22 protein-coding genes are annotated in these 19966 nt (G+C 56.6%); 14 read left to right on the top strand and 8 right to left on the bottom strand.

What is annotated here, in order from left to right; genetic code table 11:
* From ACUNV4_RS28725 to csrA, 5 genes are all read right to left on the bottom strand, one after another.
* Window positions 1–107, bottom strand: a 107-nt coding sequence (locus ACUNV4_RS28725) for a GTP-binding protein (protein WP_430882112.1), incomplete at its 3' end; no start/stop codon positions are given.
* A 123-nt stretch (window positions 108–230) separates the two neighbouring features.
* Complete coding sequence (gene fusA / locus ACUNV4_RS28720; protein ID WP_430882108.1) at window positions 231–2318, bottom strand: elongation factor G; 2088 nt, start codon at window positions 2316–2318, stop codon at window positions 231–233.
* Between the two features lie 45 nt (window positions 2319–2363).
* Window positions 2364–2834 (bottom strand): 30S ribosomal protein S7, encoded by a 471-nt coding sequence (gene rpsG / locus ACUNV4_RS28715; RefSeq protein ID WP_430882107.1) that lies wholly within the window; start codon window positions 2832–2834, stop codon window positions 2364–2366.
* 6 nt (window positions 2835–2840) lie between these two features.
* Window positions 2841–3215 (bottom strand): 30S ribosomal protein S12, encoded by a 375-nt coding sequence (rpsL, locus tag ACUNV4_RS28710; protein WP_088917206.1) that lies wholly within the window; start codon window positions 3213–3215, stop codon window positions 2841–2843.
* A 373-nt stretch (window positions 3216–3588) separates the two neighbouring features.
* On the bottom strand, window positions 3589–3804 hold the full coding sequence (csrA, locus tag ACUNV4_RS28705) for a carbon storage regulator CsrA (RefSeq protein ID WP_430882106.1): 216 nt from the start codon (window positions 3802–3804) through the stop codon (window positions 3589–3591).
* Between the two features lie 439 nt (window positions 3805–4243).
* Between csrA and ACUNV4_RS28700 the strand changes: the two genes are divergently transcribed.
* Window positions 4244–4795: a hypothetical protein gene (locus ACUNV4_RS28700; RefSeq protein WP_430882105.1), complete on the top strand. Its 552-nt coding sequence runs from the start codon at window positions 4244–4246 to the stop codon at window positions 4793–4795.
* Between the two features lie 231 nt (window positions 4796–5026).
* Here ACUNV4_RS28700 and ACUNV4_RS28695 read toward each other — a convergent pair whose 3' ends face one another.
* Together ACUNV4_RS28695 and flgA are read right to left on the bottom strand one after the other, a co-directional pair.
* The gene (locus ACUNV4_RS28695; protein ID WP_430882104.1) at window positions 5027–5479 is read right to left on the bottom strand and encodes a hypothetical protein; all 453 of its coding nucleotides are present in this window, start codon (window positions 5477–5479) and stop codon (window positions 5027–5029) included.
* A gap of 43 nt (window positions 5480–5522) precedes the next feature.
* Window positions 5523–6263, bottom strand: coding sequence for a flagellar basal body P-ring formation chaperone FlgA (gene flgA / locus ACUNV4_RS28690; protein WP_430882103.1), 741 nt, complete (start codon window positions 6261–6263; stop codon window positions 5523–5525).
* A 141-nt stretch (window positions 6264–6404) separates the two neighbouring features.
* On the opposite strand from flgA, the gene ACUNV4_RS28685 reads away from it, so the two are divergent.
* From ACUNV4_RS28685 to ACUNV4_RS28625, 13 genes are all read left to right on the top strand, one after another.
* The gene (locus ACUNV4_RS28685) at window positions 6405–7958 is read left to right on the top strand and encodes a hypothetical protein (protein ID WP_430882102.1); all 1554 of its coding nucleotides are present in this window, start codon (window positions 6405–6407) and stop codon (window positions 7956–7958) included.
* A 105-nt stretch (window positions 7959–8063) separates the two neighbouring features.
* The gene (gene flgB / locus ACUNV4_RS28680) at window positions 8064–8498 is read left to right on the top strand and encodes a flagellar basal body rod protein FlgB (protein WP_430882101.1); all 435 of its coding nucleotides are present in this window, start codon (window positions 8064–8066) and stop codon (window positions 8496–8498) included.
* A complete protein-coding gene (gene flgC / locus ACUNV4_RS28675) occupies window positions 8495–8899 on the top strand; it encodes a flagellar basal body rod protein FlgC (protein ID WP_430882100.1) in 405 nt (134 codons plus the stop codon). Before flgB ends, flgC begins: the two co-directional genes overlap by 4 nt.
* Entirely contained in the window at window positions 8899–9603 is a 705-nt protein-coding gene (locus tag ACUNV4_RS28670; protein ID WP_430882099.1) for a flagellar hook assembly protein FlgD, read from the top strand. Before flgC ends, ACUNV4_RS28670 begins: the two co-directional genes overlap by 1 nt.
* 16 nt (window positions 9604–9619) lie before the next feature.
* Entirely contained in the window at window positions 9620–10876 is a 1257-nt protein-coding gene (gene flgE, locus ACUNV4_RS28665) for a flagellar hook protein FlgE (RefSeq protein WP_430882098.1), read from the top strand.
* Between the two features lie 15 nt (window positions 10877–10891).
* Window positions 10892–11629, top strand: coding sequence for a flagellar basal-body rod protein FlgF (flgF, locus tag ACUNV4_RS28660; RefSeq protein WP_430882097.1), 738 nt, complete (start codon window positions 10892–10894; stop codon window positions 11627–11629).
* Window positions 11630–11669: 40 nt separating this feature from the next.
* Entirely contained in the window at window positions 11670–12455 is a 786-nt protein-coding gene (flgG, locus tag ACUNV4_RS28655) for a flagellar basal-body rod protein FlgG (RefSeq protein WP_430882096.1), read from the top strand.
* A gap of 21 nt (window positions 12456–12476) precedes the next feature.
* Window positions 12477–13151, top strand: coding sequence for a flagellar basal body L-ring protein FlgH (locus tag ACUNV4_RS28650; RefSeq protein WP_430882095.1), 675 nt, complete (start codon window positions 12477–12479; stop codon window positions 13149–13151).
* A 91-nt stretch (window positions 13152–13242) separates the two neighbouring features.
* Window positions 13243–14391: a flagellar basal body P-ring protein FlgI gene (locus ACUNV4_RS28645; RefSeq protein WP_430882094.1), complete on the top strand. Its 1149-nt coding sequence runs from the start codon at window positions 13243–13245 to the stop codon at window positions 14389–14391.
* Window positions 14391–15407 (top strand): flagellar assembly peptidoglycan hydrolase FlgJ, encoded by a 1017-nt coding sequence (flgJ, locus tag ACUNV4_RS28640; protein ID WP_430882093.1) that lies wholly within the window; start codon window positions 14391–14393, stop codon window positions 15405–15407. Before ACUNV4_RS28645 ends, flgJ begins: the two co-directional genes overlap by 1 nt.
* Window positions 15404–17293 carry a flagellar hook-associated protein FlgK gene (gene flgK / locus ACUNV4_RS28635; RefSeq protein ID WP_430882092.1) on the top strand — a complete coding sequence of 630 codons (1890 nt, stop codon included), beginning with the start codon at window positions 15404–15406 and terminating at the stop codon, window positions 17291–17293. The genes flgJ and flgK overlap by 4 nt, the downstream gene beginning before the upstream one ends.
* The gene (flgL, locus tag ACUNV4_RS28630; RefSeq protein WP_430882091.1) at window positions 17290–18495 is read left to right on the top strand and encodes a flagellar hook-associated protein FlgL; all 1206 of its coding nucleotides are present in this window, start codon (window positions 17290–17292) and stop codon (window positions 18493–18495) included. The genes flgK and flgL overlap by 4 nt, the downstream gene beginning before the upstream one ends.
* Before the next feature lie 221 nt (window positions 18496–18716).
* Entirely contained in the window at window positions 18717–19529 is an 813-nt protein-coding gene (locus tag ACUNV4_RS28625) for a flagellin N-terminal helical domain-containing protein (protein ID WP_430882090.1), read from the top strand.
* Window positions 19530–19692: 163 nt separating this feature from the next.
* On the opposite strand, the gene ACUNV4_RS28620 is transcribed toward ACUNV4_RS28625, so the two are convergent.
* Entirely contained in the window at window positions 19693–19830 is a 138-nt protein-coding gene (locus ACUNV4_RS28620; protein WP_430882089.1) for a hypothetical protein, read from the bottom strand.
* Window positions 19831–19966 lie beyond the last annotated feature (136 nt).

The raw sequence follows: 19966 nt of genomic DNA, 5'->3' as shown, positions 1-19966 counted from the left end.
TGGCAGATAGTCAGCGCTGCGGTCAATGTGGTCTTGCCGTGGTCGACGTGGCCAATGGTGCCTACGTTGACATGCGGTTTGTTACGTTCGAATTTTTCCTTAGACACTTAAGTTCTGGCCTCGTTTTCGATTGATCGCCCATGCGATCCCTGGTTTCACAGACCGACGTCAGGTCTTGAATCGGGTCTGGGCTGCGGATGATACAGTATTAATGACTACATTTAGTAAGGCTAACGATGCAGTACTGCATCAACCACCGCCTGAGGTGGTACTTCATAACTCTCGAATTCCATTGAATACACTGCTCTGCCCTGCGTGGCAGAGCGCAAGTCGGTTGAATAACCGAACATTTCTGCCAATGGTACCTGAGCCCGGATGACTTTGCCGCCCGGTTGCTCGTCCATACCGACGACAACACCCCGACGTCGGTTCAAATCTCCCATGACGTCTCCCATGTATTCCTCGGGAGTCACCACTTCTACCTTCATGACCGGCTCCAGCAATGCCGGACTGGCTTCGTTGGCACCATTACGAAATCCCATCGAGCCAGCAATCTTGAAGGCTATCTCGTTCGAATCCACATCATGATAGGACCCATCATACAGCGTCACCTTCAGGTCAACCATCGGAAAGCCACCCAGCACGCCGTTGGCAAGTGCATCCTCGACTCCCTTCTGGACCGCAGGAATATACTCCTTCGGCACGCTGCCGCCAACGATTTCGCTGACGAATTCGAAACCGGCACCACGCTCCAGCGGCTCCATGCGCAACAGCACATGACCATACTGACCTGTTCCACCTGTCTGACGAATGAACTTGCCTTCCGCCTCGACAGATTGGCGAATCGTTTCACGATAGGACACCTGCGGCTTGCCGACATTGGCCTCCACATTGAACTCGCGTTTCATGCGATCAACGATGATGTCCAGATGCAGCTCACCCATACCACTGATGATTGTCTGCCCCGAATCGTCATCGGTTCGAACACGAAACGACGGGTCTTCCTTCGCCAGTCGCCCCAGAGCAGATGCCATCTTTTCCTGATCTGCCAGTGTCTTCGGCTCGACAGCCACTGCAATGACCGGCTCGGGAAACTCCATTCTCTCCAGGGCGATGGAATGTTTCTGCTCGCACAAGGTGTCACCGGTGCCTACTTCCTTCAGACCGACCGCAGCGGCGATATCGCCAGCGCGCACTTCCTTGATCTCTTCGCGGTTGTTGGCATGCATCTGCAACAGGCGACCAATGCGCTCCTTCTTGCCGCGCAGCGGATTGAAGACCATGTCCCCGGTTTTCACGACCCCGGAATACACCCTCAGAAACGCCAATGAGCCGACATAACTGTCATTGGCGATCTTGAACACCAACGCCGAGAATGGCGCTTCGTCGTTGGCGGGTCGCTCACCGATCGACTCGTCGGGCAACACACCTTCCACGGCAGCCACATCGTCGGGCGCCGGCATGAAATCGATGATGGCATCCAGCAAGGACTGCACACCCTTGTTCTTGAAGGCAGAGCCACACAGCACCGGCACGACATCGTTGGACAGCGTGCGCTGACGCAGACCTCGACGAATATCGGATTCCGACAATTCGCCGGATTCCAGGTATTCGTCCATCAGAGCTTCATCGGCCTCGGCGGCTGCCTCTACCAGAAACTCTCTGGCCGCCTGCGCCTTCTCCAGCAGCTCCGGTGGAATGTCACCAACGGTGAAAGTCAGCCCCTGATCCGCCTCGTTCCACAGAATGGACTTCATGCCGAGCAGGTCCACGACACCGGCAAAGGTTTCTTCAGCGCCGATGGGAATCTGAATGGCAACCGGATTCGCACCCAGACGCTCCCTGATCTGTTTCAGCACCCGATCGAAATCCGCACCAACACGATCCATCTTGTTGACAAAGGCGACTCGGGGCACCGAATACTTGTTCGCCTGACGCCAGACCGTTTCCGACTGAGGCTCCACCCCACCGACGGAATCGAACACAGCCACCGCCCCATCGAGCACGCGCAGACTACGCTCGACTTCAATGGTGAAATCGACGTGGCCGGGTGTATCGATGATATTGATGCGGTGCTGCTGGCGCGAACCATCCATTCCCTTCCAGAAACAGGTTGTCGCCGCAGACGTGATGGTGATTCCACGTTCCTGTTCCTGCGCCATCCAGTCCATGGTGGCTGATCCGTGGTGCACCTCACCTATCTTGTGAGACACACCCGTATAGAACAGGATACGTTCGGTCGTGGTCGTCTTGCCGGCATCGATGTGAGCCATGATGCCGACGTTGCGATACAGAGATATAGGCGTGATGCGTGCCACAGACAGACTCGGGTCCAGACTAAATTAGCTTCACACCAGATCCGCTTACCAGCGGTAGTGAGAAAACGCCTTGTTGGCTTCCGCCATACGATGCACGTCGTCGCGCTTCTTGACAGCGGTTCCACGCTTTTCCGCCGCATCGCTCAGCTCACCGGCCAGCTTCAGCATCATGGATTTTTCACCACGCTTGCGAGCGGCATCGATGATCCAGCGCATGGCCAGAGCACTACGACGAACCGGACGAACCTCAACAGGCACCTGATAGGTAGCACCACCCACTCGACGTGACTTTACCTCTACCGCAGGACTGACATTTTCAAGCGCTTGCTCGAGCACTTCGACAGGCTCTGATGCGCCTTTTTCCTTGATGACATCCAGAGCGCCATAGATGACACGCTCTGCAACGGCCTTCTTGCCGTCCAGCATCATGATATTGATGAACTTCGCCAATCGAACACTGCCGTACTTGGGGTCTGGCAGGATATCTCGCTTGGGTGCTTGAACTCTTCTTGACATACTGGCTTAACCCTTGGGACGCTTGGCGCCGTACTTGGAACGACCCTGACGGCGTGAATCTACACCCTGGGTATCAAGACTGCCGCGAACGGTGTGATATCGAACACCCGGCAAATCCTTGACTCGACCGCCACGAATGAGCACAACAGAGTGTTCCTGAAGGTTGTGGCCTTCACCACCGATGTACGAAGTGACTTCGTAACCGTTGGTCAGGCGTACACGGGCGACCTTACGCATCGCCGAGTTCGGCTTCTTCGGTGTAGTGGTATACACACGAGTGCAAACCCCACGCTTCTGCGGGCAGGCTTGCAGAGCCGGTACATTGGATTTCTCCGCCTTGCGCTTACGCGGCTTGCGGACAAGTTGATTGATCGTCGCCATACAATGCTGTCGTTGGTCCGGCCTGGTCAGGCATGCTTCGCAGCACAGCCCTGCACCCGGACATGGGTCGGGAATTCCGTTGAAAACTGATCAGACCCCGGAGCTGATCCGGAGAAAATTTCGAGGGCCTGAACGAAAGACAGACCAACAAAATGATTGGCCTGCTATCGAGCTCCGGAATTGTAAGGTCGGTGAGCTGGGGTGTCAACAGCTACGCAAGAGATTTTCACATCGGGTGGCTACTCGCGGGTGGATTTCCTCACAGTTGTGCCATTTTCACCAGTGCGTCTCTTGAAGAGTCCACGAGGAAGGCCTTGAATCTGACAATCCGGAGAGATTCAGCGTGGACGACTCCGAGTGCCAGAATGGAACGTCAGGCTGATCGCTTGGAATCCATCTCTGCAGAATGGTGGGCATCATTGGATGCCTCGACATCATAACGCTGCTGTACCTCTTCACGCAGTATGGCAATATCTCTGGGCGCTTCGAGACCCAGGCGAACACGATTGCCTTCTATATCGAGCACACACAGTGTGATGTCCTCACCAATGAAGATCCTTTCATCTACCCTTCTTGTCAATATCAGCATCTGCTCGTTCTCTGTGTGGGTTTTTGCATGCTTTCGTCTTCCCTACGTTGACGGCTGGCTGCGACCACGACTGAACCCCTGACGTCGTACATAGGGTAATACGCAGTACAGTGTCTCTGATCCATGACACCGCGCCGAGCAAACGCCAAATTTCCAACACAACGCGGGAACCAATCCGTCATGTATTTGTCGGCGTGTGAGAAATCAGACACAAATCACGTTTTGGCACGTTACTCGAAGCAGCAATCCGAAATTTATCCAATTTGTAACTGTTACTTTTCGAGGCTGCCAAAGCCCCATTTAACGGGGTTTCATGGCCTTGAAACTACCGGCCACTGCGCCTCCCACGTTACATAACATGCCGATTGCGTCCCATTCTTGCTCCTTCCTTCATACCCGTGCCAATTTCGGCAAATTCACCAGGGAGCAAAGCGAAACCATGATGATTCAAGACAGCGAACAAGCCGTATCCCCTATCAGCGCCGAAGAAGTGACTCTTGCACTCAACGGCATACTGACCACCGACAAGTTCGCGGCCTCCCCGCAAATGTCGGCATTCCTGAAATATGTTGTCGAACAGACACTCATTGGCAACACCAGACGGATAAAGGCATTCACTGTCGGAATCGAAGCCCTCGGAAAACCAGCCAGCTTCGACCCCCAGACCGACCCTTCAGTTCGTGTGCTGGCCAAACGCCTGCGCTCTTCTCTGGAGACCTATTACGTGCAGAATCCGGACACCACCGTGTTCATCGAGATGAAGCCGGGCTCCTACGTGCCAAAATTTCTGCTGCGCAGCGAAATGAAGAAATCACCAACCGCCCAGCAAGCACCCAGCTACCAGGACACGGCCCCACACACCTCGACGACTACCTCGAGTCCTGCACCACAAGGCGAAACCAATGACGCTGTCACCGAGAATCAGTCGGACAGAAACACCGGTATCAACCAACTCTGGCAGGCATACAAGACTGCCTCGAAGGTAGCCTGAGGCCGACCCGATTGCCTACGAAAAAGCCAACCTGCTGACTCCCGGAGTCTCGTCCACGTCTTCGCGCAAGCGGCGAACACTCTGTAGCGTCACGGGTTGGCAGGTCGGGATGGCGGACCGGATGCCCCGGTCGCGACACATTCCGCAGCAACAGCCGTTGTGGATCCCTTCAACCCGTACAATCAATGAGCCCTGTCCGCAAGGCTCACAATGACGTCTCCGGCTTGAGGTTCAGGCTTCTCCAAGCCTGCGTTTTTCGCGAACGACATTGATCTTGCCCGCCGCGCCATACAGCGGCAGATCGTCCATCCTCTGCAGGGAACGCAGCAGGTCCAGGCTCTTGCGCGTGGCATTCAGCTCTGACATCGCAACCGCCTTGTTGATTCGATTCAACTCGCGGCAGGCATTCAACTGCTCACGAAGCTCCACCACCGAAGGTTCATCCATGTGGGCCTCGAACAGGTGAATCAGGAACGCCTCGCTTCGCGACAATTCGGCAATGGCCTGATTCTTCTTCTCCACAAGAACCGGCAGGTCGGCAGCGTTGCGCACCTTCATCAAGGCAGCCTCATCGGCCAGAAGTCTCCTGAACTGCTCGATCCTGTCCTGCACCTCGGCAAGACGTGACTGAATATCCGGCCTGTCAAATTCACGGACAGTGGCTATCGACTTGTTGTTCTTCATATTCGTGATGTTCAGATTAGCTTGAAAGTAGAATTTCCCGTCGTCAGTTCAGAACGGCGACGACGCCTTTGCCGACCACAATCGCGTCTATCACCTTGCCTGACCTGCTGTTCCTGACCTGAACAGCCTTGCCGGCCGCAGCATCTTTCAGGGCGACACCCTTGGTTTGCAGCTTCAGGCCCGCAGTCTCCATTCGAATCAGTACTGCCTCCCCCTTGCGCACCAGCCTGGCCGGCTTCAGCATGCGTTCGTTCAGAACCTTGCCGGCAGACACTCGCTGAGTGAATGAATAACCCATCCAGGGCGCCAGATCCGTGATCGGGGCTCCCAGGGAAGTGAATGCGGCATTGTTGGCGCCCAGTGTCACCGCCTGCCTGACCAACACGCTTTCATCCAGCAAGTCACCGCGTTGCACACCTCGGGACAGTACCCACACCTCTCCTTCCAGAGTCACGGTTGATTGAACATGCAGACGCCAGGGCTTCGGACCAGGACATTCGACCTGTACTGTCACCCGTCCGATGCTGCGGCTACCGGGCGACCAGAACGTTTGCAACGGACCCTCGCAACGCGCCAGTCGGAGTCGACTGTCAACGGAATTGACTTCAACCTGGATACCTCTGTCCGAAGGTTGCTCGGCAACGACAAATTCCCTGACGGCCTGGGATATCGCCTCGAGGGACTGGAGTTCTGCCGCACCGCCTGTACCTGGCAGTGCCAACAACAAGAGGCTGCACAGAATACTGCTGTGCCAGCTGCAAAGCCGGTTGATTCGTATATCCATTCTTCCGTTAGCGCAAGCATCGGTCCATACAGCGGAATCACGGCACTCCAAACTGTAGTTAACGGTAACAAGTTTGAGAGGTGCTTCACTAAACCCGATGGCGGTCGACAACGTGGACATATTTCGGAAAGGAGAGACATCATGTCTATACGCATCAAGCGACGTTGGATCCTGTTGATTGGCTGTCTGGCCATCGGTGGGTGTACAGAAAAAACGATTATCAGAGAAGTTCCTGCAGCGTCATCGGAATCCGGCTCTTCGGAGGATGAACTGGATGATGGCATCACCACGGACACCCCTGACACGACCGACGGTTCGGATACCGACGCCGATGAGAGCGAGGCCGATGTGGACAGTGGTGAAATGGACACGGACGCCGATACCGACGACGGCTCCAACATGGTGACTGGCGACACGGATACCGACATCGATACCGATGACGACTCCAACATGGTAACCGGCGATACGGATGCCGACGCCGATACCGATGACGAATCCAACATGGTAACCGGCGATACAGATACCGACGCCGATACCGATGGCGACTCCAACATGGTGACTGACGACACCGACACCGACACCGATATGGATACGGATACGGATGACGACTCCGACACGGGAACCGGCGATGCCAATTCGGACACCGACACAGAGGTAGACGCTGACGTCGATCCGGATAGTGACTCGGATTCGGATAGTGACTCGGATTCGGATAGCGACTCAGATAGCGACTCAGATAGCGACTCAGATAGCGACTCGGATAGCGACTCGGACAGTGACGCGGACAGTGACGCGGACACGGATGCAGATGCAGATGCAGATGCAGATTCCGACCTGCTTGAGGATCCGGTGCAATCTGGTGGAGATTCGGTGATCGGCGATCCGGGTGCCACGGTGGATTGCGACAGAACCGTTCCTTGCAGCTGGACCAGTGAGGACTCACAGTTCTCGCTCACGGTGACCAATGCAGACAACATCGGATCCCTTGACCGACTGCAACTCAACTACACCATCGACACCCTGCATGACACTCAGGTGTCCGTCACCGGCGGCGGTCAGGCGGTGGACAGTCGCGGTGACCAGTACCAGCCTTCCGAACAATTGCTTGGCGCAGGTGCCAGTGGCACCGCCAGAACGCTGATGGCGGGTGCTTCCATGGACGGCTCGATCGTCTTTGACCAGGAATCGGGCAGCAACACGCTCAGTGAATGGTCCCTGACGGTACTCGACGGTGGAATTGCCCGTCAGCCGGCATTCACGAACATTCCCGTGGGTACGGTGACAAGCGCCTACGCCGATTGTGAAGACGTCCTCCCCTGCGTGTGGAATACGCCCGATGGCGACGTCACCATCACGCTGACCACCGCAGGTGGTTACTCGACCAACGGTCAGCTGAGCACGACCTTCACAGTGCTGCCTTCGGAGTCGATGTTCATTGCACTGGATGAAGGTGCCGTCGCAATGAGCAGTTCAGGTGTACGGTTCCAGGGCCGCACACATACTCTCGGTAGCGTTATCGGTTACAAGAAAATCATCAACGAGGCCTACGGCGGCTACGCCGTGAACGGATCAGTCATCTTTTCCAAGAACGCGGCCACTCCAACCACTCTCAACGAACTCTCGCTGGTTCTCTATCAGGACAGCCCCGTGCCACGCTGGAACCCCAGATTCGTCAACATTCCGGTGCAACCATGACACCACGACGCAAGCTAACGGTAACAACCGCGATTCGGTCTCACGAATACAGAAGGCAGGCCGAGATCTGTATCAGGCATTCGAAAAAAAGGAGTCGAAGCTCTCATGATTGATGATTACCTGTCGACTCACGCAAACGCGTTGAAGTTGCGATCACAGAGAACCAAGGTGCTGGCCAGCAATATCGCCAATGCCGATACACCGAACTACAAGGCGCGTGACATGGCATTCGCTGAGGTACTGCGGGACGCTGGTGGCACACAACGCTTCTCCAGCACAAGGCTGGCCCTGAAGGGCGTGAACGGAAGTAACGGCAGGATGGCGGTTACCAACGCTCGGCATCTGTCCACCCGCCAGACAGGCGGCACATCAGTCCCCCTCATGTATCGTCAACCTCAGGAGGCCTCTCTGGATGGCAATACCGTGGACAAGGACCTCGAACAGGCCCGCTTTGCGGAGAACAATGTCCGCTACCAGGCCAGTCTGGAATTCATCAAAAGCCGAGTCAACGGTCTGATTCGCGCACTCAGGAGTGAATGATCATGGCACAAAGCATATTTGATATTGCCGGCAGCGCCATGCGCGCGCAAAGCCTGCGCCTGAACACGACCGCGAGCAACCTGGCCAATGCCAGCTCTGTGGCCAGTACACCAGAGGAGGCCTACCGTGCGCGTCATCCGGTGTTTGCCGCAGTACTTGAAAACGAGATTGGCGGAGTACGCAGTCGCGGGGTTGTGGAATCCACTCGCGACCCTGAAATGCGCTACGAACCCGGTCACCCGATGGCCAATGAAGAGGGCTATGTCTTCGGCTCCAATGTAGACAACGTCGAGGAAATGGCCAACATGATGTCCGCCTCTCGCAGCTATCAGAGCAATGTCGACATGATCTCGACCGTACGCCAGCTCATGCTGCAGACGCTGAAGATGGGAGACTCCTGATGGCTACCGTTTCCGCGGCAACGCTGAATGATCAGTACACGCTCAGCCAAGCGACAACCACGAACCACACCAAGGAGCTGGGTCAGGATGAGTTTCTGGAACTCATGACTGCACAGCTTGAGAATCAGGACCCCATGGCTCCCATGGACAACGGTGAGTTTCTTGGACAAATGGCGCAGTTCAGTACCGTATCGGGAATCGAGGCCATGCAGGAGTCACTCGACAATCTGAGTGCCACCTACGCCACCGGCCAGACCTTGCAGTCAGTGCAGCTGGTTGGTCAGGAAGTCATGATCGAGAGCGGCTACATGGAGCTGCCCGATTCGGGTCCCATTGGTGGCTCCTTTGAACTGGATGCCGGCTCCGGCAAGGTACGGGTGGATATCGCGGATGCCAGCGGCACCGTGGTCAGACAGATCGACCTGGGTGAGTACCCTGCTGGACGACATGATTTCACGTGGAATGGCCTGAATGAATTCGGCGAGCGTGTCTCGCCCGGTTCCTATCAGGCAGTGGTAACTGCTCAACAAGGAGAAGAATTCGTATCCGCTTCGGTGCTGTCGACACGAATCATAGATTCAGTCGAATTCGGTGCAGGCGGTGCGGCAACCCTGAACACCAGACAAGGAGAAATATTGACATTGGCTGACATCAGACAGATTCGCTCCGTCGCGCCCGACACGGCCAGCGAATCAGAACAATAAACGTTGAGGAAACAGCATGACCTTCCAGATAGCACTGACCGGCATCAATGCCGCGTCGACCGAATTGAATACGATATCCAACAATATCGCCAACAACGCCACAACCGGCTTCAAACGCTCTCGCGCTGAATTTGCCGATGTTTATGCAACCAGCGCTTCCAGTTCCAGCAGCTCGACCGTGGGCCAGGGCGTGCGTGTTGCCAACATCCGACAGGAACATACTCAGGGTGACATGCTGTTCACCGAACGAAATCTCGACCTTGCGGTTGAAGGTCTCGGCATGTTCCGCCTGGATGACGATGGCACTGCCCTGTACACCCGCTCGGGAAACTTCGGTCTGGATCAGGATGGCTATCTCGTCAACACACAGGGCAACCGGCTGCAGGGCTACAGTGTTGACTCGAACGCCGAGATCGTGCCGATTGTCACGGATCTGCAGATCGACTACACCGATCTGCAACCCAACCGCTCGACCAATGTCGAACTGATTGCCAACCTGGATTCCAAGGCGCAGGCACCCGTGATCACGGACGACTTGGGCAATCAGACACTCGTGCCCTTCGACGTCAACGACTCGAGCACCTACAACTTCTCGACATCGACGCTGGTATATGACTCCCTCGGTTCGGCTGAAGTGGCCAACGTCTACTTTCAGAAAGGAACCGACACCAGCTGGAATGCCTATACCTTTGTCGGCGACCAGGAAGTGAGTGATGCTGGTGGCGTGCAACTGAACTTCGATGAATCAGGCATGCTGACCAACATCGATGGTGGTTCCACCACGTTCGAGTCCAATCAGTACACGCCGGCTTCCGGCGGCGCTGCGGCAATGACCCTGAGTTTCAACTTCGGTGACATCACACAGTTCGATGACGCATTCGGTGTCAATCGCATCTCCCAGGATGGTTTTTCCGCGGGTCGTCTGGAAGACTTCGATGTGGATTCCACCGGCATCATTTTCGGTCGATTCTCCAATGGCCAGGCAAAGACCATGGGTCAGGTAACCCTGTCCAATTTTGCCAATGAATCCGGCTTGCGTCAGGTTGGCACCACCAGTTGGACGGAAACATTCACCTCTGGTGAACCTGCAACGGGTGCCCCGGGCAGTGCCAGTCTTGGCAAGCTGCAATCGGGTGCGCTGGAAGGCAGCAACGTTGATATCACGCAAGAGCTGGTGTCCATGATCGGTGCCCAGCGCAGCTTCCAGGCGAACGCACAGGTCATCAGTACCGGTGACACTCTGACGCAGACCGTTATCAACATTCGACGTTAATACGAGTAGACGCTGATGGATAGAATGATGTATGTGGCGATGTCCGGTGCGCGGCAGGTGATGCTGAAGCAAGCCAGCAACAGCCACAATCTCGCCAACCTGAACACAAATGGGTTCAAGGCCGATATCGACAACTTCAAGGCAATGCCCGTCTACGGACCAGGCATGCCCGGTCGCGTCTATGGTGAGAATCATCGCTCGGGGATCGATCATTCACCCGGGCAACTCATCAGCACGGGAGTACCGCTGGACGTGGCCCTGGACGGTGATGGATTCATCGCCGTTCAGGACACGGATGGCTCGGAGGCCTATACCCGAAACGGTAGCCTGCGTGTCACCGAACAGGGCCTGCTGGTGACTTCCAGCGGTCAACCGGTTCTGGGTGAAGGGGGTCCGATCACCCTCTCCCCCTATGACAGCATCCTCATTGGTCGTGATGGAACCGTCACGATTCAGCCCCTGGGTCAGGATGGTGGCGAACTTGCAGTACTTGACCGAATCAAGCTCGTCAACCCGGAACGCGACGAGATCAAGCGCAACGAGCGCGGCTTGTTCACGACGCCGAACGAAGAAGAACCTGCTGATGCCGAAGTAAAACTGGCAACCGAGTCACTGGAGACCAGCAATGTGAACTCCATACAGGCTCTGGTGACGATGATCGAGCTGTCACGACAGTACGAGACGCAGGTAAAGATGATGAGCACGGCCAAGGAGAACGACGTCTCGGCCGCCCAACTACTGAAGATCAGCTGATAGTCATCGGCTGAAAACCGAACACGAGAAAGGATAAACAATGAACGGAGCACTCTGGACCGCCAAGACCGGCCTTGATGCGCAGCAGACGCGCATGCAGGTCATCTCGAACAACCTGGCCAATACCAATACCACGGGATTCAAGCGAGATCGTGCCGTCTTTCAGGATCTGCTGTATCAGACCGTCCGACAGCCAGGTGCACAGTCATCGCAGAATACACAGCTGCCATCGGGACTGAGTACCGGTACCGGTGTGCGGGTGGTCAGTACCGAAAAGCTGCATTCACAAGGCAATCTGTCGCAGACGGAAGACCCCCTGGATCTTGCCATCCAGGGCCGTGGCTTCTTTGAAGTGCTGACGCCGGATGGCACACTGGCCTATACCCGCGATGGCTCCTTTCAGATCGACTCCGAAGGTCAGATGGTGACCTCGATCGGTTATACCCTGCAACCGGGAATCAACATTCCGGAATACGCCACGGGCATCACGATTGGTCAGGATGGCACGGTAACCGCATCCCTGCCCGGCAATGCCGCTCCGCAACAACTGGGAGTCATCGGTCTGGCCGACTTCATCAATCCTGCAGGACTGGAAGCCAAGGGTGGAAACCTGTACCAGGAGACAGCTTCCAGCGGCGCCCCCCTCCAGGGTACGGCTGGAGTCGGTGGTCTGGGCAGCCTGATACAGGGTTCGGTGGAGACATCGAACGTCAACATCGTCGAGGAACTGGTCAGCATGATCGAAACACAGCGCGCCTATGAAATCAGCTCGAAGGCCATTTCCACCACGGACGGAATGCTGCAATACATCAACAACAACCTCTAGGGGCTGATCATGTACCTGCCCATGGATAACATCAGCAAGGCGCTGGCAATACTCACACTGACGAGCATGTCCGCCTGCTCCCTCACGCCAGGCGATGACATGGATTTCACGCCGGCAGATCCGCCGGTTGTCATTCACGAAGAAAAGGCCAGCGGGGCCATCTACCAGTCGGCAACGAACCGATTCTTCTTCGAAGACATTCGCGCCCGACGTGTCGGCGATGTGATCAATGTCATTCTGGATGAGCAGACCAACGCCAGCAAGACGGCTTCCACCAATGCCGCCAAGGGCAGCTCGGTAGGCCTGCCCAGCCCGATACTGTTTGGCGGTACCGTTACCGCCATGGGTCGTGACCTGCTGGCCAATGAGATAACGGCCAGTTCCGACTTCGCCGGCAGCGCTGACAGCAGTCAGAGCAATCAGCTGACCGGCAGTATTGCCGTCGTCGTCGACAAGGTGTTGTCCAATGGCAATCTGTGGATCCGAGGTCAGAAACGCCTCACTCTGAATCAGGGGAGCGAAGTGGTTCAGGTATCCGGGTTGATACGACCTGTGGATATCACCCCGGAAAACACCATTCAATCGAACCAGATTGCCGATGCCAACATCACCTACGGTGGCCGGGGTCTGCTGGCAGACAGTAACCGGGCCGGCTGGATGACTCGCCTGTTTACCAGTCCGATCTGGCCATTCTAGCCTCAATGAGGCTAGAGCGACAAGCGGTGCCCTTCCCGGCTGACCGGGAGACCAAAGGCCTGAACGCCTGAGACGACAAGGAAAACGAACGATGGATTCGCGACAACGATACAAGTACTGCGCCCGGCGCGCCCGTACCCGAAGCGGCCTGAGCCTTGCCTTGCTGGCACTGTTCCTGCCGCTGCTCTGCGCACCGGCTCATGCAGAACGCCTGAAGGATCTGGCCAGTGTGGCTGGCGTCCGGGATAACCCTCTACTGGGCTATGGTCTGGTGGTCGGGCTCGATGGCACGGGTGATACGACGTCGCCATTCACCGAACAAAGCCTGCGCAGCATGCTGGTTCAGTACGGTGTCACGGTCCCACCTTCAGTCAATATCTCCTCGAAGAACGTCGCCGCGGTATCGATACATGCCGTGCTGCCCCCCTTCGCCAAACCCGGGCAGAAGATCGACATTACCGCATCCTCCCTGGGAAATTCCAAATCACTGCGTGGTGGCACCCTGCTCATGTCGCCGCTGCGAGGAGCCAATGGAGAAGTCTATGCCATCGCCCAGGGAAATCTGGCCGTCGGTGGTCTGGGAGTCTCCGGCGCGGACGGCTCATCCATCGCCATCAATGTACCCAGTGTGGGCAGAATTCCCGGCGGTGCCACAGTGGAACGCGCTGTTCCGAACCCCTTCGCCGACTCCCGGCGGGTCGTCTTCAATCTGCATGACCCGGACTTCACGACCGCCCGTCGCGCTGTCGAAGCCATCAACGCCGCACTGGGCACACCCGAAGCCGAGGCCCTGGATGCAGTGTCCGTTGCTGTCAACGCCCCCATGGAAGTATCCAAACGCGTTGCCTTCATCGGCTACCTGGAAGAACTGACCATCGATCCGGGTGAAGGTGCAGGCAAGATCATCGTCAATTCGCGCACCGGTACCATCGTCATCGGTAGCCACGTCACCGTGGGCCCGGCAGCCGTTACGCATGGCAGCCTGACCGTCACGATCCGGGAAGACACCCAGATCTCGCAGCCCGAACCCTTCACGGACGGTGTCACTGCTGCGGTTCCGGACACGGAAATCGATGTGGTTGAAGAACAGTCCCGCATGTTCGAGCTCCCGCGAGGTACCACCTTGTCGGATATCGTACAGGCCATCAACAGTGTCGGCGCTGCCCCCGGCGATCTGGTCGCCATACTCGAGGCCCTGAAACAGGCAGGTGCGCTGCGGGCGCAACTGATCATCATCTGATGACTGATCTGAGCGCATTGATACAGGTTCAGCGCAGCTCTGCCGACATCGGCAGACTGCAGGCATCCGACTCTCGGGTGGCGGACGATGCCGAGCAGGCCAAGGCCCGCGACGCGGCGAACAAGTTCGAATCACTGCTGATTCACAGCATGCTGAAGAGCATGCGCAAGACGACCATGGCCGAGAACACCTCGAATCAGCAAGCCCTGTACGACGACATGCTGGACAAGAACCTTGCCGATTCCATGATCAAGGCCGGTGGTCTCGGCATTGCCGACCAACTGATGGGTCAGCTGGGCGGCAAGACCAGCAAGTCATCCACAGATGGCAGCGTTCATACCGGTAATCATGCCAACCTGACGCGGGATCGACTGAAATTGCGTGAACTGGCCCTGTCACTCAAGGAGTCACCGCCCGACTCTGGCAAGGAGACGCAGACTGCCGTTTCCACAACCCAGGCAATGAGCGCTCCGGAAAAGGGGCTGGCTCGCCTCAAGCTGTTATCCAGGCTATGGGGACAAGGGGATGATTCTCCGGCCGACAGCGGTTCCGGCAAGACGGAGTTTCTGCAATCACTGGCACCCCACGCCCAACGCAGCGCTCGCCGGCTGGGCACCTCACCCAGCGCCATACTGGCAATCGCCGCACTGGAAACCGGCTGGGGGCAATCCATGCTGAAGGACGCCTCCGGCCAGTCCTCCAACAACTACTTTGGCATCAAGGCTGGTGCAGATGACCAGAACTTCACCAGCAACACCACCACCGAATACTTCAATGGCAAGTCACAAAACGTGGAAGCCAGATTCAAGTCCTACAACACGACTGCCGATTCCGTTGAAGGATTCGCGGATTTCCTGTTGGAGAACCCCCGTTATTCGACCGCTCTGCAACACGCCGGCAACCCTGAGCGCTTTCTCAGGGAACTGCATGACGCCGGTTACGCCACAGATCCCCGTTACGCCGACAAGGCCATCTCGGTCATGCATCAGGTCGAACAACATAGATTACAGCCATGAATGACTTACTGAACACCGGAAAATCAGCCCTGTTCGCGTTTCAACGAGCACTGGCGACCACCTCTCACAACATTGCCAATGTCAACACCGAGGGCTATTCCCGCCAGAGAGTGGACATGGAGGCGGTGCCTGCCAACACCGGCCTGCAAAACCAACCGGGAGGCGGAGTTCAGATTGTCTCCATAGAGCGTCTGCAGGATCAGTTCGCGACCGCCCGTGTCAATTCCAGCACCAGCGCCTTCGAGGAACAGAACACCTATCATGCAATGGCCAGCCGTCTGGATAATCTGATGGCATCCGAAAGCGGCAGCGTCGCCCCGGCAATGAACGATTTCTTCAACGCGCTGCAGGACGCCAACGCCGACCCCTCTTCCGTGGCAACGCGCGAGGTCGTACTGGATCGTGCCGAGCAACTGGCGCAGCGATTCCAGAGTCTGCAAGGCCAGTTCGATGATACTCGTAGTGAAGTCAGTGAACGCATACAGGCGGCGACCGAATCAGTCAGCGACCTGGCACGATCGATCGCGGATGTGAACAAGCGAATCACCAGCATCTCCGATTCCAGAAATACCGAGGCTGCCAATGATCTGCTGGACCAACGGGATCAACTGGTCAAGGAATTGTCCGCCTATATCGACATCGACACGAATCTGCAGGAAAACGGCGCTCTCAACGTGTTCATGGGCAAAGGCATCAGTCTGGTCATCGACAACGTCGCTCAGGAAGTCAAGGCCGTACCTGATGATACCTACCCTGATCGCATGCAGATCCAGGTTGGCAGCGAGGGTAGCGAACAGAACGTTTCGGCACGCTTGCAGGGCGGAGAAATCGGTGGTCTGAGTGAGTTTGCCAATCAGACACTGCAGCCCGCGATGGCAGAACTGGGCCGACTCGCCCTGAGTATCAGTGACGCAGTCAATCAGCAGCACGCTCTGGGAATCGACATCAATGGAGAAGCCGGTGAGCCGATATTCGAACTGGCCGCACCACAGACATACGCCAGCAGCAGAAACACCGGATCCGGCGTACTCAGTGCTGAAATCAGTGACACCAGCGCTCTGGAAGCCTCCGACTACCTGCTTCGCTTCGATGGTGCGAACTTCACGGCAACCCGCAATTCCGACGGCAAGGCGGTCAGTGGGCCCATGCCACTGGAACTCGATGGCGTGTCCCTGAGTCTGAGCGGTTCACCTGACGTCGGCGACACCTTCGTGCTGTCCGCAACGGGCAGAGTGGCCGCGACGATGAACACGGTACTGAACAATGCCGAAGATATCGCCCTCTCCGGTCAGCTGAGCACGCGCAGTGACATCAGCAATCTCGGGGATTCGCGTATCAGCAGCGCCAGAGTTGTCGATACAGGCAACTCGTCCCTGACCGATTCGGTCGACATCGTATTTACCTCGAACAGCAGCTACGACATCATCGATTCGGGTTCCGGAGCGACACTCGCCAGCGCCACGGATTATTCCGAAGGCGATGCCATCGAGTTCAATGGCTGGCAAGTCTCCATCAGTGGTGACATCCAGGAGGGCGATTCCCATCGTGTGGAAGCCAATCTGTCGGGAATCGGCAACAACAGCAATGGCATGGCCCTGGCCGAACTGCAGAATTCGCTGAGTATCGGCGGCAACCAGACCTTCAATGAAGCCTATGGCTCGATGGTGTCCCGGATCGGCGCTCAGACGAATTCGGCAGAAACCCGCGCCACCGCACTGGAATCGCTCAGGGACAACGCCATTGAACGACAGCAGGCAACGCAATCGGTCAGCCTTGACGAGGAAGCCATCAACCTGACCCGCTTTCAGCAAGCGTACCAGGCTTCAGCACAGATCATATCGGCAGCCGACGATATGTTTCAGACCATACTGGGAGCAGTCCGATGATCAGTACACGAATGTCATCCAATATTCTGGCCTCGAGAATCGCCACCGATCTGGTCCAGAAACAGAATGAACTGGCGCGTGTCCAGGAACAGATCAGTACCGGAAGGAGGATCAATACCCCTTCGGATGATCCTGCGCAGTCGGCTCATATAGTCAAGATGCAGGAAGCGGAAAGCCAGCTGAGTCAGTACCAGCGCAATGCATCGATCGCCGAATCACAACTCTCACTGGAAGAGGCCGCTCTGACAGGCACTGCCAACACCCTGTTACGCATACGTGAACTGGCGTTGACTGCCAACAGTGGCGCGGTGGACGATACGACGCGGGCCGCTCACAATGCGGAAGTCAAATTGCGGCTGGATGAGCTCTACGACATGGCCAACGCGCAGGATACGCTCGGCAACTATCTGTTCAGCGGATCCAATACACAGACGCAACCCTTCACCCGCGATCCGGAGGTCAGGTACAACGGCAGCGACGACGCGCAACTGACGTCCATCGGTCTGGGCAGAAAGATTCAGACCGGGGATTCGGGAGCTGATGCCTTCATGCGCATTCGCAACGGCAACGGCACATTCCAGGTCGAGATGGATGCGGCCAACACCGGCACAGGCACCATTGCCCAGGGATCGGTACTGAATCGCAGTGAATATGAGAACAAGCCATTCGACATCACCTTCTCTACGCCCGGTACCTACGACATCATCGACACCTCCACCGGAACGACGTTGCAATCGGGTGCATACGAGTCTGGAGGTTCCATCGAATTCAACGGCATCACGACCAGCATCTCGGGCAATCCGCAAACAGGTGACGTATTCCATGTTGCACCCAGCAGCAATCAGGACATCTTCACCACTGTATCGAATTTCGTCGACATGCTCGACAGCTCACCGAGCTCGGAGGCAGAGCGAGCGCGCATGCAACAGGATATCGATGTTCTGATCGGCAACCTCGACCTGAGCCTGGACCATATCAATACCGTCCGTGCCCAGGTGGGTACTCGCCTGAACAATATCGACAGCAGCCGGGAAGAGAATGCCGATATCACACTGCAGATAGAACGAACACGTGCGGAAGTCGAAGATATCGACATCGCGGAGGCCATTACGTCCCTGCAGACGCAAATGACGTCGCTGCAGGTACTGCAACAGACCTATGGCAAGGTCGAAAGTCTGTCGCTGTTCAATTACATAGGCTGATGATCGCCCGGTAATACCGGCAAACAACGTTCAACAACTCACAGGTTTACAAAAGTCATTCGTTTTCTTCCTGATATTTGTGGTAGTTCCGTTTATTCGAGCCGCGTGCCTTCCGATAAATAACACATGTGTGCATGGTTCTGTTCGCAGATCCACTTCACGACAAGACGCCACATCCACCCATTCAAAGGACTTCAGGAATAGAGAGAAAATAGAAAACAATGGCACAAACAATAAATACAAACGTCATGTCACTGACTGCTCAGAGAAACCTCTCGCAGTCGCAGTCTTCATTGTCAACTTCGATGGAACGACTCAGTTCCGGCTTGCGTGTCAACAGCGCCAAGGATGATGCCGCCGGTCTGGCCATCGCCGAACGCATGAACACTCAGGTCCGTGGCATGAACGTCGCCATCCGCAACGCCAACGATGGTATCTCCCTGGCACAGACTGCGGAAGGTGGTTTGCAGGAAGTGAACAACATGCTGCAACGCATGCGTGAACTGGCGGTACAGTCCAAGAACGGTACCAACTCGACCAGCGATCGTGCAAACCTGGATGCCGAATTCTCCGCCCTGAACGAGGAAATAGGACGAATCGCAGAGACCACCGTCTACAACGGACAATCGGTCATCAACAGCGCAGGTGGCAGCGTCGGCTTTCAGGTAGGTGCCAATAACGGTGCAGCCAACACCCTGACCATCGCACTCACCGAAATCACGTCAATTGCAGGTGCAACCGTCTCGACCGTAACCGGCGCTTCCGGTGCGATCTCCGCGATCGACAGCATGATTGACGATGTCACCGCGTCCCGCGCCGATTTCGGTGCCATGCAAAGCCGCTTTGAAAGCGCCATCAACAATCTGCAGGTGGGCATGGAGAATCAGGCTGCGGCCCGTGGACGCATCGTGGATGCCGATTTCGCCGTTGAAACAGCCAATATGACACGCGCGCAGATTCTGCAGCAGGCAGGCAATGCCATGGTCTCACAGGCCAACTCCGCTCCACAGAGTGTATTGCAGCTGCTCGGATAGACAGCTGTATTCATTACGCAGCCACTGCTGCAGCACCCGAACCTCGGGAGTTCTCTCCCGAGGTTCCGATCACTTCGACTCGCAATGCCGCACGGCGACACCCGATCCGAAGAGCTGCCCCTCGTGATTTCCTCTCCGAGACGAGTCATCCTTCTTCCGATCATCACACGGTAAGCCCGAATCCGCTTGCCCTGCCCTCCTGGTCTTCCTGGTCTTCACGACCCTCCTGCCCTCCTCGTCCACGCAAGGCGACATTGCCGATGAACTCGCCCGCCACCGATAGAGATGTGGCCGGGGACATCCCCAGGACGGCTCGAGTTCAGCACCGGCACGCCATGTAGTGCTTCCCGTTCAGCGACAGAGTCGTGGTTTCAGGGCAGTCATCCGACCGACAAGTTCGGGAAATGGGGGGTCGTTCCGCGATTATCTCGATTTTC

The organism is Granulosicoccus sp. 3-233, assembly GCF_052681095.1.
The sequence above is the reverse complement of the archived record's forward strand: the minus strand, read 5'-3'. Positions and strand labels throughout refer to the sequence as shown.

Bases quoted from the DNA above. Each gene is read 5' to 3' on its own strand.
- rpsG (WP_430882107.1), bottom strand. From the start codon at position 2,834: ATGTCAAGAAGAGTTCAAGCACCCAAGCGAGATATCCTGCCAGACCCC.
- ACUNV4_RS28695 (WP_430882104.1), bottom strand. From the start codon at position 5,479: ATGAAGAACAACAAGTCGATAGCCACTGTCCGTGAATTTGACAGGCCG.
- csrA (WP_430882106.1), bottom strand. From the start codon at position 3,804: ATGCTGATATTGACAAGAAGGGTAGATGAAAGGATCTTCATTGGTGAG.
- ACUNV4_RS28645 (WP_430882094.1), top strand. From the start codon at position 13,243: ATGGATTCGCGACAACGATACAAGTACTGCGCCCGGCGCGCCCGTACC.
- ACUNV4_RS28685 (WP_430882102.1), top strand. From the start codon at position 6,405: ATGTCTATACGCATCAAGCGACGTTGGATCCTGTTGATTGGCTGTCTG.
- ACUNV4_RS28700 (WP_430882105.1), top strand. From the start codon at position 4,244: ATGATGATTCAAGACAGCGAACAAGCCGTATCCCCTATCAGCGCCGAA.
- flgK (WP_430882092.1), top strand. From the start codon at position 15,404: ATGAATGACTTACTGAACACCGGAAAATCAGCCCTGTTCGCGTTTCAA.
- flgL (WP_430882091.1), top strand. From the start codon at position 17,290: ATGATCAGTACACGAATGTCATCCAATATTCTGGCCTCGAGAATCGCC.
- flgG (WP_430882096.1), top strand. From the start codon at position 11,670: ATGAACGGAGCACTCTGGACCGCCAAGACCGGCCTTGATGCGCAGCAG.
- flgC (WP_430882100.1), top strand. From the start codon at position 8,495: ATGATCATGGCACAAAGCATATTTGATATTGCCGGCAGCGCCATGCGC.
- flgA (WP_430882103.1), bottom strand. From the start codon at position 6,263: ATGGATATACGAATCAACCGGCTTTGCAGCTGGCACAGCAGTATTCTG.
- ACUNV4_RS28650 (WP_430882095.1), top strand. From the start codon at position 12,477: ATGGATAACATCAGCAAGGCGCTGGCAATACTCACACTGACGAGCATG.
- flgB (WP_430882101.1), top strand. From the start codon at position 8,064: ATGATTGATGATTACCTGTCGACTCACGCAAACGCGTTGAAGTTGCGA.
- flgE (WP_430882098.1), top strand. From the start codon at position 9,620: ATGACCTTCCAGATAGCACTGACCGGCATCAATGCCGCGTCGACCGAA.
- flgF (WP_430882097.1), top strand. From the start codon at position 10,892: ATGGATAGAATGATGTATGTGGCGATGTCCGGTGCGCGGCAGGTGATG.
- ACUNV4_RS28670 (WP_430882099.1), top strand. From the start codon at position 8,899: ATGGCTACCGTTTCCGCGGCAACGCTGAATGATCAGTACACGCTCAGC.
- rpsL (WP_088917206.1), bottom strand. From the start codon at position 3,215: ATGGCGACGATCAATCAACTTGTCCGCAAGCCGCGTAAGCGCAAGGCG.
- flgJ (WP_430882093.1), top strand. From the start codon at position 14,391: ATGACTGATCTGAGCGCATTGATACAGGTTCAGCGCAGCTCTGCCGAC.
- ACUNV4_RS28625 (WP_430882090.1), top strand. From the start codon at position 18,717: ATGGCACAAACAATAAATACAAACGTCATGTCACTGACTGCTCAGAGA.
- ACUNV4_RS28620 (WP_430882089.1), bottom strand. From the start codon at position 19,830: ATGTCCCCGGCCACATCTCTATCGGTGGCGGGCGAGTTCATCGGCAAT.